This window comes from Agrobacterium sp. 22094 (genome assembly GCF_052046015.1).
Taxonomy (GTDB): domain Bacteria; phylum Pseudomonadota; class Alphaproteobacteria; order Rhizobiales; family Rhizobiaceae; genus Agrobacterium; species Agrobacterium cavarae.
In genome coordinates, this window is record NZ_JBQEPX010000001.1 from 362,294 (window position 1) to 374,481 (window position 12,188).

Consider the following 12,188-nt stretch of genomic DNA (forward strand, 5'->3'; position numbering starts at 1 on the left):
ACTAGCGGATGGAAACCTGGATCCTCGGGTCAAGCCCGAGGATGACGAGCGCGCCGCGGTCGTTGAGTCCACGTTGCCCGCAAACGGCAGACGGAAAAATGGCGTCGCCCGGATCGAGCGACGCCACTTGTTTCAGATTAGGCAGCAGCCGACTTTGCCGTCGGGACTTCTGCGATCGTCTTCAGTACGACGGAAGCGATCTGGTAAGGGCAGCCCTGGGAGTTCGGACGACGGTCTTCGAGGTAACCACGATAGCCGTTGTTGACGAAGGAGTGCGGAACGCGGATCGACGCGCCACGGTCGGCAACGCCGTAGGAGAACTTGTTCCACGGAGCGGTTTCGTGCTTGCCGGTCAGGCGCAGGTGGTTGTCCGGACCGTAAACGTCGATGTGCTCTTTCCAGTTCTTTTCGAAGGCAGCCATGAGGGCTTCGAAATAGTCCTTTCCGCCAACTTCACGCATGAACTTGGTGGAGAAGTTGCAGTGCATGCCAGAACCGTTCCAGTCGGTGTCGCCGAGCGGCTTGCAATGGAATTCGACGTCGATGCCGTACTTTTCGCACAGGCGAAGAAGCAGGTAGCGAGCGATCCAGATCTGGTCGGCGGCACTCTTGGAGCCCTTGCCGAAAACTTGGAATTCCCACTGACCCTTGGCCACTTCGGCGTTGATGCCTTCGTGGTTGATGCCTGCTTCGAGGCAGAGGTCGAGATGCTCTTCGACGATTTCGCGAGCGATCGAACCAACGTTCTTGTAGCCGACGCCAGTGTAGTACGGGCCCTGCGGAGCTGGGTAGCCCTGCTCTGGGAAGCCGAGCGGGCGGCCATCTTCGTAGAAGAAGTATTCCTGCTCGAAGCCGAACCAGGCGCCTTCGTCGTCAAGGATGGTTGCGCGGCTGTTGGACGGATGCGGGGTTACGCCATCCGGCATCATGACTTCGCACATGACCAGCGCGCCGTTGGTGCGGGCAGGGTCAGGGTAGATTGCGACTGGCTTGAGAACGCAGTCAGAGCTGTGGCCTTCGGCCTGCATGGTGGAGGAGCCGTCAAAGCCCCAAAGCGGAAGCTGCTCGAGTGTCGGGAATTCGTCGAATTCCTTGATCTGCGTCTTGCCGCGCAGGTTTGCTACCGGCTTGTAACCATCCAGCCAGATGTACTCGAGTTTGAACTTAGTCATTACGAACCTCTCATGGGTTAAGATGCGAAGCCTTGATTGTTTTCGTCCGGTTACCGGTGGAAAACGCTCTCGCTTTCAAGGGCTGCCGATAGATATGCATGCCGCGTGCCAATTCGCGCCCGTCTCGAATCGACACTTCATTTTTTTCTGCCAACCTTGCTGCCGAACCGGTTGGTACGGCAGAATTCCGTCCTGACGGGCGATGAGGGTTTTTCCCAAATTTTTAGAATTATGAAGGCTTTATGAAGCGAAATCGGCCGATTTTCTGCTGAAACTGTAAGCGAAGGGGTCGTTCTGAATGTTTTTTGACCTGAAAGTGCGAAATTTGAGTGATTAGCTGCATAAAGACTATTCGATTAACGGACGCGCAATCGATGTGATTAAAAAATAGGCTTTGTGATATTTTTTTAAGCGGATGGGGTGAATTTCGGCTTTCAATCGGCTATAGTCCGGAACGAAGCATGGTGCTGAGGTGTTTGACTGGAAGAAAAGAGGCCGTCATGAGAACCGAACCCAATTTTGAAAGTGCCAAGATCTATCAGTTCCCCGTCGGAGGCCGTGCAGGCTACCGAGGCTTTCGCAAGGATGCGTCGGTTCAGTCCATGCAGGCAGAGGCTCCGCGCGTGGACTTCGACAGCTGGTACCATCAAGACGCCATTGCCGAGGACGAGAAGCCCCATAACTGAGGTATCTCGCGTTCTAGCTTAGCCCGTCGGCTGACCTTGCGTCGGCCCTCATGTTTCCATGTGCTGATTTCGCCACCCCACCTACGTCAAACGACGTATACGGTTTCGCGGCACCGAGCCCGATAGTCCCCTCCAGCAGCGGTTCAACATGCCGCTGAGGCCTTCACGGCCCAACACGAAGAGGGGTTCTTCCGATGACTTTCAGCAAGATGCTCACTGGCGCGCTGCTCGGCGCCATTATGTCCACCACTGCATTCCACGGCGCATTTGCCGCTGACGACACGATCAAGATCGGTGTGCTGCACTCGCTCTCCGGCACGATGGCGATTTCGGAAACGACGCTGAAGGACGCCATGCTGATGCTCATCGACGAGCAAAACAAAAAGGGCGGCGTTCTTGGCAAGAAGCTGGAAGCCGTCGTCGTTGATCCGGCCTCCGACTGGCCGCTCTTTGCCGAAAAGGCGCGTCAGCTAATCAACCAGGACAAGGTTGCCGCCGTCTTCGGTTGCTGGACCTCGTCTTCGCGCAAATCCGTTCTGCCGGTTTTCGAAGAGTTGAACTCTATCCTCTTCTACCCTGTGCAGTATGAGGGAGAAGAGTCCTCGCGCAACATCTTCTACACCGGTGCCGCACCGAACCAGCAGGCGATCCCCGCCGTCGATTATCTTGCCAACACCGAAGGCGTCGAGCGCTGGGTTCTGGCTGGTACCGACTATGTCTACCCGCAGACCACCAACAAGATCCTGAAGGCCTACCTGATGTCGAAGGGCGTCAAGGAAGAGGACATCATGATCAACTACACGCCATTCGGTCATTCCGACTGGCAGACGATCGTCTCCGACATCAAGAAGTTCGGCTCTGCCGGCAAGAAGACTGCCGTCGTTTCCACCATCAATGGTGATGCGAACGTTCCCTTCTACAAGGAACTGGCGAACCAGGGCGTGAAGGCTGAAGACATTCCGGTCGTCGCCTTCTCCGTCGGTGAAGAAGAGCTTGCCGGTCTCGATACCACGCCTCTCGTCGGCCATCTTGCCGCCTGGAACTACTTCCAGTCCGTCGATACGCCGGTCAATGCCGAGTTCATCAAGGAATGGCACGCCTTCACCAAGAACGACAAGCGCGTGACCAACGACCCGATGGAAGCCGCCTATATCGGCTTCAACGCCTGGGTGAAGGCCGTCGAGGCTGCCGGCACCACGGATACCGACAAGGTTCTGGACAGCATCATCGGCGTTTCAGTGCCGAACCTGTCTGGCGGTTACGCGACCGTCATGCCGAACCACCACATCACCAAGCCGGTGCTGATCGGTGAAATCCAGTCGGACGGCCAGTTCCAGATCGTCCAGCAGACCGCGCAGGTCGTGGGCGACGAGTGGTCCGATTACCTGCCGGACTCCAAGGACCTGATCTCCGACTGGCGCAAGCCAATGTCCTGCGGCAACTTCAACGTTGCGTCGGGCAAGTGCGGCGGCAAGGGCATGTGATTGGGTGATCCCTCTCGAGGCGCTGATGCGCCTCGACTGGACTCCGGCTCAACTCCGGGGTGAGGGAGACCGGGCAAGCGCCCCACACACTGCCGTCATCCTCGGCCCTCGGATCAAAGTCTGAGGGTGACCCGAGGATCCACTGTTTACACTCACTCTCTCTAGCGTTGCTGGTTTCTGGCAGACGTGATGGATCCTCGGGTCAAGCCCGAGGATGACGTCGAGAGGGAGGGAGGCTCCAAGGGGGACTTGGGACCATGTTTTTCCGACTGTTGGCCGTGATCGGCCTTTTGTTCAGCCTGACGGCTTCGGCCTTTGCCCAGCAGGGCGATGCCAAGCCCTTGATCGATGCACTGGGCAAGGCTGACTTCAAGCAGGCTGAAGCGCTGATCGGGCAGATTGCTGCGACGGGCGATGCACGCGTCGTGCCTGCACTCGAAGCGCTTGCTGCCGGCGAACTCTATGTTCGCAAGGCCGACAGCCTGGTGTTTCTCGTGAAGCCCGCCGGCGACAATCTGACCCTGATCGATCCGGTGACGAGTGAGGCGGTCGGTGAGGCGCCGAAAGCGGCGGTGACGAAGATCAAGGTCAACAATACGCTGCGCCGTGTCACGCGCGCAGCACTCGGCGGTCTAACGCTGCTGAGCCCCGATCGTGGTGTGCGGCTTGCCGCGGCGGACGCCGTGTTGAAAGCGCCGAGCGCCGAGAACCTCGGGCTTCTGGAAGCGGCTCTTGCCAAGGAAACCGACGGCCAAGTTCGCGCACGCATGGAAGAGGCGCGTGCCGTCTCCCTCCTGAATTCCGACCGTGCCGTCGAAGACAAGCGCGGTGCCATCGACACGATCAAGACGATCGGCGGGCGTGATGCGATCAGCATCCTGATGGCCGCATCGTCCTCCGTCGATGCCAGCCTGAAGCCGGACATTGACGCGGCGATCTCGCATATCCAATCCTCGCTGGCGCTATGGGATGCCGCGCAGAATATCTGGTACGGCCTGTCTCTCGGCTCCGTGCTGCTGCTTGCCGCCATCGGCCTTGCCATCACCTTCGGCGTGATGGGGATCATCAACATGGCCCATGGTGAGATGGTGATGATCGGCGCCTATTCCACCTTTATCGTGCAGGACATCATTCGCAGCCACTTCCCTGGACTGTTCGACTGGTCGCTTACCATCGCGCTGCCGGTTGCCTTTATCGTCACCGGATTTGTCGGTCTCATCATCGAGCGCGGCGTAATCCGCTTTCTTTATGGCCGGCCGCTGGAAACGCTGCTGGCCACCTGGGGTATTTCGCTGATCCTCCAGCAGGGCGTGCGCTCCATCTTCGGGCCAACCAACCGCGAGGTCGGTAGCCCAAGCTGGATGTCCGGCTCCTTCAGCGTCGGTTATCTGAATTTCACCTGGAACCGCGTCTGGATCGTCTGTTTCTCGCTGTCGGTGTTCTTCGCTCTGCTTCTGCTTCTGAAGCGTTCGTCCTTCGGCCTGCAGATGCGCGCCGTGACCCAGAACCGGCGCATGGCCTCTTCCATGGGTATCCGTACACCCTGGGTCGATGCCTTCACCTTTGCGCTCGGCTCGGGCGTTGCGGGCCTTGCGGGCGTCGCGCTCAGCCAGATCGACAATGTGTCGCCCAATCTTGGCCAAAGCTACATTATCGACAGCTTCATGGTCGTGGTCTTTGGTGGTGTCGGCAATCTCTGGGGAACGCTGGTCGGCGCGCTGTCGCTTGGTGTTCTCAACAAGTTCCTGGAGCCGACCGTCGGTGCCGTTCTCGGCAAGATCCTCGTGCTCGTCCTCATCATCCTGTTCATCCAGAAGCGGCCACGCGGTCTCTTCGCACTCAAGGGAAGGGCGATCGAAGCATGATTACCGGCTTTCTCCTTCGCGCGCTCGACCGCCGCATCTCGATTGCCATCGGCATCATTCTGGCCGTTGCGCTCATCATTCCGGCGCTGAACCTGCTCTTGCCGCCCAGCAACCCGCTGCATGTGCCGACCTACATGATGTCGATGCTCGGCAAGTATCTGGCTTACGCGCTTCTGGCGCTGGCGCTCGATCTCGTCTGGGGCTATTGCGGCATTCTCTCGCTTGGCCACGGGGCCTTCTTTGCGCTCGGCGGCTATGCCATGGGCATGTATCTGATGCGCCAGATCGGCTCGCGCGGCGTCTATGGCGATCCGGTGCTGCCGGATTTCATGGTCTTCCTTAACTGGAAGGAACTGCCCTGGTTCTGGCACGGCTTCGACATGTTCTGGTTCGCCATGATAATGGTGCTGGTGGTTCCCGGTCTGCTTGCCTTCATCTTCGGCTGGTTCGCCTTCCGCTCGCGCGTCAATGGCGTCTACCTGTCGATCATCACCCAGGCCATGACCTACGCATTGCTGCTCGCCTTCTTCCGCAACGACATGGGCTTTGGCGGCAATAACGGCCTGACAGACTTCAAGGACATTCTCGGCTTTTCCGTGCAGTCGAGCGGCACACGTGCCGTGCTCTTTGCCATGACCGCACTGATGCTGGCGCTGTCCCTGTTGATTGCCTCTGGCATCGTCAACTCCAAGTTCGGCAAGGTGCTGGTTGGGGTGCGCGATGCCGAAAGCCGGGTTCGTTTCCTTGGCTTTCGCGTCGAAAACATCAAGCTTTTCACCTTCGTCGTCTCGGCGATGATGGCGGGTATTGCCGGTGCCCTTTTCGTGCCGCAGGTGGGCATCATCAATCCGGGCGAATTCGCGCCGGCCAACTCGATCGAGGTGGTTGTGTGGACGGCCGTTGGCGGTCGCGGCACGCTGATCGGGCCAATCATCGGCGCGCTGCTGGTCAACGGCGGTAAGAGCTACTTTACCGGCGCCTTTCCCGAGTTCTGGCTCTTTGCGCTGGGCGGCCTCTTCATCGCCGTGACGCTGTTCTTCCCCAAGGGCATTGTCGGCACCATCCAGCACACTATGGCGGGCCGTCGCGGCAAGGGTGCAAAGCCCAAAGACAACCCGGCAAAGCCCGGCAATGACGATGCGGTGGCGCATCAGGCAGCGGAGTGAGGCGGATATGAACACAGTTTCCGATACGAGAGCAAAAAGCCTGCTCTATCTCGACGGCGTTTCCGTTTCCTTCGATGGCTTCCGGGCGCTGAACTCTCTGTCCTTCGTGGTGGAGCCCGGCGAGTTGCGCGCCATTATCGGCCCGAATGGAGCCGGCAAGACGACGATGATGGACATCATCACCGGCAAGACGCGGCCGGACAGCGGCACAGTGCTGTTCGAAGACCAGATCGACCTGACGAAGAAGGACGAGGCGGACATCGCCCAGCTCGGCATCGGCCGGAAATTCCAGAAGCCGACTGTGTTCGAAAGCCATACGGTCTGGGACAATTTGGAACTGGCGCTGAACCGCAAGCGCGGCGTCTTCGCCACGCTGTTCTACCGTCTGACGGCGGAAGACAAGGCGCGCATCGAGGAAATCCTCGCAACTGTGCGCCTCGGCCACCGCCGAGATGATCTTGCGGCCAATCTCTCCCACGGCCAGAAACAGTGGCTGGAAATCGGCATGCTGCTTGCGCAGGAGCCGAAGCTTCTGCTGGTGGATGAACCCGTGGCGGGGATGACGGACGCCGAAACGGCGGAAACGGCGGTGCTGTTGAAGGAAATCGCCAAGACCCGTTCCGTGGTGGTGGTGGAACACGACATGGGCTTCATCCGCGAGCTCGGCGTCAAGGTGACATGCCTTGCCGAAGGCTCCGTGCTGGCCGAGGGATCGATCGATTTCGTTTCGAACGATCCGAAGGTCATTGAGAATTATCTGGGGCGGTGAGGGGATGGCTTCTGGTGTTCAAGGTTGGTGGGTGTTGCCGTGGATCCTCGGGTCAAGCCCGAGGATGACGGAAGAGGGTGAGGTTGCGCTTCAGCAGAACCCACCAACGATGCCTGAGATTGGGGCGTCACATAAGCGCCACCCACTGCCGTCATCCTCGGGCTCGACCCGAGGATCCATGGCCGCGCGCGCCGTTGCCTCATCCAAACTCCTCATACAAATCCCGCCATTCGGGATTAAAATCCTCGATCAGCTTGATCTTCCAATCCCGGTACCACCGCTTCAAACTCTTCTCCCGCTGGATCGCCGTGCCAATGCTGATATGCTCTTCGTACCAGACGAGCCGCGTGCAGCCATAGCGGCTGGTAAAACCCTTCGTCAGACCTTCGCGGTGCTCATAGATGCGCTGCTCAAGATTGGACGTCACGCCGATGTAAAGCGTACCGCGCTTCTGGCTGGCGACAATGTAGACGTAACCGCTCATCGTGGTCGTTCCCGGTTGTGGATCCTCGGGTCACCCTCGGGCTTGACCCGAGGGCCGAGGATGACGGAAGAGGGTAAGGCTACCCTACAGCCAAACCGGCGAACAATGCCTGAGATCGGGGCAACACATAAGTCCCGCCCAATGCCGTCATCCTCGGCCCTCGGGTCAAGCCCGAGGGTGACCCGAGGATCCATATTACAGCCGCAGCCGAAGGTAACACCATGCTAAGCGTCGAAAACATCAATCTTCACTATGGCGCGGCGCAGGCTTTGCGTGGCATCTCGCTGAATGCCGAGATGGGCAAGATCACCTGTGTGCTGGGGCGCAACGGGGTGGGCAAGAGTTCGCTGTTGCGTGCGGTCACCGGGCAGCATGCCATCAGCGGCGGCTCGATTACCTTTGGTGGCGAGAGCCTGAATGGACTTGCGCCCTACCAGCGGGCAAAGCGCGGAGTCGGCTATGTGCCGCAGGGGCGTGAGATATTTCCGCTTCTGACGGTGCAGGAAAATCTGGAGAGCGGTTATGCGCCGCTGCCGCGCAAGGAGCGGTTTATTCCCGACGACATCTTCAGCCTGTTTCCGGTGCTGCAAAGCATGTTGTCACGCCGCGGCGGCGATCTTTCCGGTGGGCAGCAGCAGCAGCTGGCGATCGGCCGGGCGCTCGTAACGCGTCCGAAGATCCTGGTGCTGGATGAGCCGACCGAAGGCATCCAGCCGTCGATCATCAAGGATATCGGCCGGGCCATCAAGTATCTGCGAGATTCCACAGGCATGGCGATCCTGCTTGTCGAGCAATATCTGGATTTCTGCCGCGAGCTTGCCGACTATGTCTACATCATGGATCGCGGCGAGGTGGTGCATCAAGGTGCGGCGGAAACGCTCGACACGCCGGAAGCGCGGCGGCATTTGACAGTATAACTGCTGCGGATTTGCTCACGCCGTAATAAAAACCCCGTGATAAAGTGAACAGCCATGCGCTCAGGCATGGCTTTCATGCAGGTTTTTACGTTTCATTCACCAAAGTCCTGTGTTATTGGCAACATGAATGCTGCATGCAAGACACACCCGAGAGGTCATCTGCACCCCGCGACCGTCGATCCCTTACATTCCGCGAATTTTCCGGCATCTTGTCGGAGAACTGTGCCAATAAAGGCGTGCCGATGAATTTGACTGTTGCTGGCCGGACGTTCCGGCTTCAATTCCCTGCCAAGACATTGTTCGCAGGGTTTGCCATCCTCACAAGCATGAGCGCCGCAGCATCGGCGTCAATGTGCGGTCAGGCTGCGAAGCCCGGTCGGCATGAGTTCTCGCTCATGTCGCAAGGGTCAGAACGCGAGGGCGTCTATTTCGTTCCATCCTCATATGATGGATCGAAGCCGGTGCCGGTGGTTTTCGATTTTCATGGCAGCAACAGCAACCCGAACGGCCAGTTGGATCGCAGTGGCTGGGACAAGGTCGCCGAACGCACGGGCGTCATGGTCGTCGCACTGCAGGGCAGTCTCGATGGCGATCTGCCAGGTACCCATGCCTGGAACGTGCCGGGCGTGACCACCCGCAAAGGCGGGCTGGATGAGGTCTCTTTCATCCGCGATGCGGTTTCCCTGGTGAAGTCGAAGTTCTGCGTCGATGAAGAGCGATTCTATGGCTCCGGCTATTCCGGTGGTGGGCGCATGCTTTCCCAATATCTGTGCAGTGGCAGCAACGATTTTGCCGCGGCTGGCTTCGTCGCCTCGCTTCGCGCGGGCGTTCCGGTGGAAGCCGAAGGCCGCTGGCGGCCGGACATGGCAAGCTGCACGCCAGCCAAGCCCATGTCGATCATCGCCTTTGCCGGCACGAAGGATCCAGCCAATCCCTATCAGGGCGGCGGCAAGCCTTACTGGCAGTATGGCGGCGAGACGGCGCTGAAACGTTGGGCAGAGCTCGATGGCTGCAAGGGTGCCGTCAAAAGCAAGTCTCTCGGCAACTTCACCTTCAATTCCTATGATGTCTGCAAGAGCGGATCGCGCATCCATTCCTATGTGATCGACGCCTGGGATCATGCATGGCCGCGCGCCACGATGAAGTCCGACGTCATTGCCGCTTCTGCCGTTTTGACCCGCAAGCCCGGCAGCGATGTAACGCCGAAGGCGCAGCCTGCGGTGGACCGCAGGACATCCGGTGATGAGAGCGCAAGACAGGTTGATGCAGCCGAAAGAATGTGGGATTTCTTCCAGAATACGGAAGGGCAGATGGTTGTCGACGCAACGTCGAAGACGGATTGCTCTGTGAAAGCGGTTTCCGCATCCGCGAAGCCCTCGGAGACGACGTGCAGCCAGTCCTTGAAAGCATCAGCCAACCCCGTCCGCAACGCGCCCGTGGCCGAGGACGCATTGTAACCAAAGCGCTTGATGGGCGCAGCCGTCTGGATGAATTGTTCCAGGAAGGCTGCGCCAAGATCAGGCTCCCCGATACATTTTCCAATGAGATGGAAGCCATTCTCATCAATTCCTCCGGCGGCTTGACCGGGGGAGACGAGTTGGAATGGCAGGCGCATGCCAAGGCAGGCACCAACCTTGTCGTCACCACGCAGGCCTGCGAAAAGGTCTACAAGGCCGCTGCCGGGACTGCGAATGTCTCCGTTCGTGTCACGGCGGAAGAAAACACCCGGCTGCACTGGCTCCCCCAGGAAACCATCCTTTTCGATCGCGCCTCGCTGACACGCAGGCTGGAGGCCGATCTGCATGCCTCGTCCGAGTTTCTCGCGATGGAAGCGGTGCTGCTTGGGCGTCAGGCCATGGGCGAAGCAATGGAAGAAGGGCTGTTTCGTGACCGCTGGCGCATTCGTCACGGCGGCAAGCTCGTTCACGCGGAAGAGCTTTTTCTCGACGGTCGCATTGCCGATCTGACGCAGCGGTCTTCCGTTCTCGCGGGCCGCGTCGCCTTCGCCACCATCCTTTATATCGGGCCGCTGGCTGAGGCGCTCTTGCCTAAAATCAGAGCGTTTGCCGGAGAAAGCGGCGGCGCCAGCGAATGGCAGGGGAAGCTCGTTGTGCGACTGTCTGCGCAGGACGGTTTCTCCTTGAGAAAAATGCTTTTTCCCATCATTTCGCTCTTGCGCAACGGCGCGCCAGTGCCGAAAGTCTGGAATCTGTGAAGCGGGTGCAGCGCCCCTAAAGCCGGATGACCGTTTGGCCTAAGTGACTGCATCGGCGGGATGATTTTGAGCGTACCTTCCAAGCCCTGAAGGACGCTCGGCTGGAATGGGACGACGATGAACCTTACTCCCCGGGAAAAAGACAAGCTCCTGATCTCCATGGCCGCCATGGTGGCGCGCCGGCGGCTCGAACGCGGCGTCAAGCTCAATTATCCAGAGGCGATCGCGCTGATCACCGACTATGTGGTGGAAGGGGCGCGTGACGGCCGCGCCGTGGCCGAACTGATGGAAGCGGGCGCCCATGTCATCTCGCGCGATCAGGTCATGGAAGGCATCGCCGAGATGATCCACGATGTGCAGGTGGAGGCCACCTTCCCGGACGGCACCAAACTCGTCACCGTGCATGAGCCGATCCGTTAAAGCGCCGCGCGTCCTATTGGACGCACGGCACTTTACTTTTTGAATCGACGCATCGTGCTTTCCGAAAATCGAGTCCGATTTTCGGGACGATGCGGTAAGACCGACAGAATTTGTTTTACGCATTTCCAGGGCAGAATTGCTTACGCGTTTGCTGGATATGCTGAAGGGAGAACTGGGATGATACCAGGTGAGATCATTGCTGCCGAGGGCACGATAGAGCTCAATGCCGGCCAGCCGACCGTGACCATCGAGGTTGCCAATTCCGGCGACCGCCCGGTGCAGGTGGGCAGCCACTATCATTTCTTCGAAACCAATGCCGGGCTGCTCTTCGAGCGCGACAAGGCCCGCGGCATGCGGCTGGATATTCCGGCCGGCACGGCGGTGCGTTTCGAGCCGGGGCAGAAGCGTGAAGTGACGCTGGTGCCGCTTTCCGGCAAGCGCGAGGTGTATGGCTTTCGCCAGCAGGTGATGGGGAAGCTTTGATGGCCTCGCAGTTATATCTGAGCCGCTGTCTCTCGCTCTTTCTGCTTGTCGGCTCCGGCGCCGCCACCGCGGCGTTTGCCCAGGACAAAAAGGTCAATTGCACCGACCCTCAGACGCAGATGGAGATGACCCAGTGCGCCGGGGAAGACTACGACAAGGCCGACAAGGACTTGAATGTCGAGTACCAGAAGCTTCGCAAGCTTTTGGGCGAGCGCGACAAGGCGGCTGATGAGAATGGCAAGGGCGCGGTCGACGCGCTGGTTGCCGCGCAGCGCGCCTGGGTCGCCTACCGCGATGCCAATTGCAACCTTGCGGGATTTCAGGCGCGTGGCGGGTCGATGGAGCCGCAGCTTGTCGCCTCTTGCCTTGCGCAGATGAGCCGCGATCGGACGCAGGAGTTAAAGACGCTTTCCGCACAGTTCTGGTAGCCCGGATCTGTCAAGACACGTCACGATGTCAAGGCGGATGCCGCCTTGGTCTTTATCAAAACAATCGCCTTCTCCGCCTCTGAGGGAGCCAGACCGCCC

At 59.3% G+C, this 12,188-nt stretch carries 13 protein-coding genes; 11 read left to right on the forward strand and 2 right to left on the reverse strand.

All coding sequences use genetic code 11. The features are described 5' to 3' along the window. Positions 1–137: 137 nt before the first annotated feature. Positions 138–1,172 carry a glutamine synthetase beta-grasp domain-containing protein gene (locus ACTJK5_RS01755; RefSeq protein ID WP_112359988.1) on the reverse strand — a complete coding sequence of 345 codons (1,035 nt, stop codon included), beginning with the start codon at positions 1,170–1,172 and terminating at the stop codon, positions 138–140. Positions 1,173–1,672: 500 nt separating this feature from the next. Here ACTJK5_RS01755 and ACTJK5_RS01760 point away from each other — a divergent pair, with 500 nt between their 5' ends. The 5 genes from ACTJK5_RS01760 (at position 1,673) to urtD (ending at position 7,142) form a co-directional block, all read left to right on the forward strand. Then, positions 1,673–1,858, forward strand: coding sequence for a DUF2735 domain-containing protein (locus ACTJK5_RS01760; protein ID WP_440611698.1), 186 nt, complete (start codon positions 1,673–1,675; stop codon positions 1,856–1,858). 194 nt (positions 1,859–2,052) lie between these two features. Beyond that, complete coding sequence (gene urtA, locus ACTJK5_RS01765; RefSeq protein WP_440611699.1) at positions 2,053–3,342, forward strand: urea ABC transporter substrate-binding protein; 1,290 nt, start codon at positions 2,053–2,055, stop codon at positions 3,340–3,342. 257 nt (positions 3,343–3,599) lie between these two features. After that, positions 3,600–5,207 carry an urea ABC transporter permease subunit UrtB gene (urtB, locus tag ACTJK5_RS01770; RefSeq protein WP_440611700.1) on the forward strand — a complete coding sequence of 536 codons (1,608 nt, stop codon included), beginning with the start codon at positions 3,600–3,602 and terminating at the stop codon, positions 5,205–5,207. Further along, positions 5,204–6,373, forward strand: coding sequence for an urea ABC transporter permease subunit UrtC (urtC, locus tag ACTJK5_RS01775; RefSeq protein WP_296020113.1), 1,170 nt, complete (start codon positions 5,204–5,206; stop codon positions 6,371–6,373). Before urtB ends, urtC begins: the two co-directional genes overlap by 4 nt. 7 nt (positions 6,374–6,380) lie before the next feature. After that, complete coding sequence (urtD, locus tag ACTJK5_RS01780; RefSeq protein ID WP_062426613.1) at positions 6,381–7,142, forward strand: urea ABC transporter ATP-binding protein UrtD; 762 nt, start codon at positions 6,381–6,383, stop codon at positions 7,140–7,142. A 199-nt stretch (positions 7,143–7,341) separates the two neighbouring features. Here the strand turns inward: urtD and ACTJK5_RS01785 are convergent, their stop codons facing one another. Further along, complete coding sequence (locus ACTJK5_RS01785) at positions 7,342–7,626, reverse strand: GIY-YIG nuclease family protein (RefSeq protein WP_440611701.1); 285 nt, start codon at positions 7,624–7,626, stop codon at positions 7,342–7,344. Positions 7,627–7,847: 221 nt separating this feature from the next. Here ACTJK5_RS01785 and urtE point away from each other — a divergent pair, with 221 nt between their 5' ends. The 6 genes from urtE to ACTJK5_RS01815 all read left to right on the forward strand — a co-directional run bounded on the left by urtE (position 7,848) and on the right by ACTJK5_RS01815 (position 12,089). Next, positions 7,848–8,543, forward strand: coding sequence for an urea ABC transporter ATP-binding subunit UrtE (gene urtE, locus ACTJK5_RS01790; RefSeq protein WP_062598804.1), 696 nt, complete (start codon positions 7,848–7,850; stop codon positions 8,541–8,543). 242 nt (positions 8,544–8,785) lie between these two features. Beyond that, on the forward strand, positions 8,786–10,000 hold the full coding sequence (locus ACTJK5_RS01795) for an alpha/beta hydrolase family esterase (protein ID WP_440611702.1): 1,215 nt from the start codon (positions 8,786–8,788) through the stop codon (positions 9,998–10,000). 35 nt (positions 10,001–10,035) lie between these two features. Then, the gene (locus ACTJK5_RS01800) at positions 10,036–10,758 is read left to right on the forward strand and encodes an urease accessory protein UreD (protein WP_440612549.1); all 723 of its coding nucleotides are present in this window, start codon (positions 10,036–10,038) and stop codon (positions 10,756–10,758) included. A gap of 117 nt (positions 10,759–10,875) precedes the next feature. Continuing rightward, a complete protein-coding gene (locus ACTJK5_RS01805; protein WP_062426232.1) occupies positions 10,876–11,178 on the forward strand; it encodes an urease subunit gamma in 303 nt (100 codons plus the stop codon). A 177-nt stretch (positions 11,179–11,355) separates the two neighbouring features. Further along, positions 11,356–11,661 (forward strand): urease subunit beta, encoded by a 306-nt coding sequence (locus ACTJK5_RS01810; protein ID WP_440611703.1) that lies wholly within the window; start codon positions 11,356–11,358, stop codon positions 11,659–11,661. Beyond that, positions 11,661–12,089 (forward strand): lysozyme inhibitor LprI family protein, encoded by a 429-nt coding sequence (locus tag ACTJK5_RS01815; RefSeq protein ID WP_440611704.1) that lies wholly within the window; start codon positions 11,661–11,663, stop codon positions 12,087–12,089. The genes ACTJK5_RS01810 and ACTJK5_RS01815 overlap by 1 nt, the downstream gene beginning before the upstream one ends. Positions 12,090–12,188: the final 99 nt, after the last annotated feature.

What these genes read in the sequence shown, in the direction of transcription:
- urtA (WP_440611699.1), top strand. Translation starts at nt 2,053, where the DNA reads ATGACTTTCAGCAAGATGCTCACTGGCGCGCTGCTCGGCGCCATTATG.
- ACTJK5_RS01760 (WP_440611698.1), top strand. Translation starts at nt 1,673, where the DNA reads ATGAGAACCGAACCCAATTTTGAAAGTGCCAAGATCTATCAGTTCCCC.
- ACTJK5_RS01805 (WP_062426232.1), top strand. Translation starts at nt 10,876, where the DNA reads ATGAACCTTACTCCCCGGGAAAAAGACAAGCTCCTGATCTCCATGGCC.
- urtD (WP_062426613.1), top strand. Translation starts at nt 6,381, where the DNA reads ATGAACACAGTTTCCGATACGAGAGCAAAAAGCCTGCTCTATCTCGAC.
- ACTJK5_RS01795 (WP_440611702.1), top strand. Translation starts at nt 8,786, where the DNA reads ATGAATTTGACTGTTGCTGGCCGGACGTTCCGGCTTCAATTCCCTGCC.
- ACTJK5_RS01785 (WP_440611701.1), bottom strand. Translation starts at nt 7,626, where the DNA reads ATGAGCGGTTACGTCTACATTGTCGCCAGCCAGAAGCGCGGTACGCTT.
- ACTJK5_RS01815 (WP_440611704.1), top strand. Translation starts at nt 11,661, where the DNA reads ATGGCCTCGCAGTTATATCTGAGCCGCTGTCTCTCGCTCTTTCTGCTT.
- urtC (WP_296020113.1), top strand. Translation starts at nt 5,204, where the DNA reads ATGATTACCGGCTTTCTCCTTCGCGCGCTCGACCGCCGCATCTCGATT.
- urtE (WP_062598804.1), top strand. Translation starts at nt 7,848, where the DNA reads ATGCTAAGCGTCGAAAACATCAATCTTCACTATGGCGCGGCGCAGGCT.
- ACTJK5_RS01810 (WP_440611703.1), top strand. Translation starts at nt 11,356, where the DNA reads ATGATACCAGGTGAGATCATTGCTGCCGAGGGCACGATAGAGCTCAAT.
- ACTJK5_RS01755 (WP_112359988.1), bottom strand. Translation starts at nt 1,172, where the DNA reads ATGACTAAGTTCAAACTCGAGTACATCTGGCTGGATGGTTACAAGCCG.
- urtB (WP_440611700.1), top strand. Translation starts at nt 3,600, where the DNA reads ATGTTTTTCCGACTGTTGGCCGTGATCGGCCTTTTGTTCAGCCTGACG.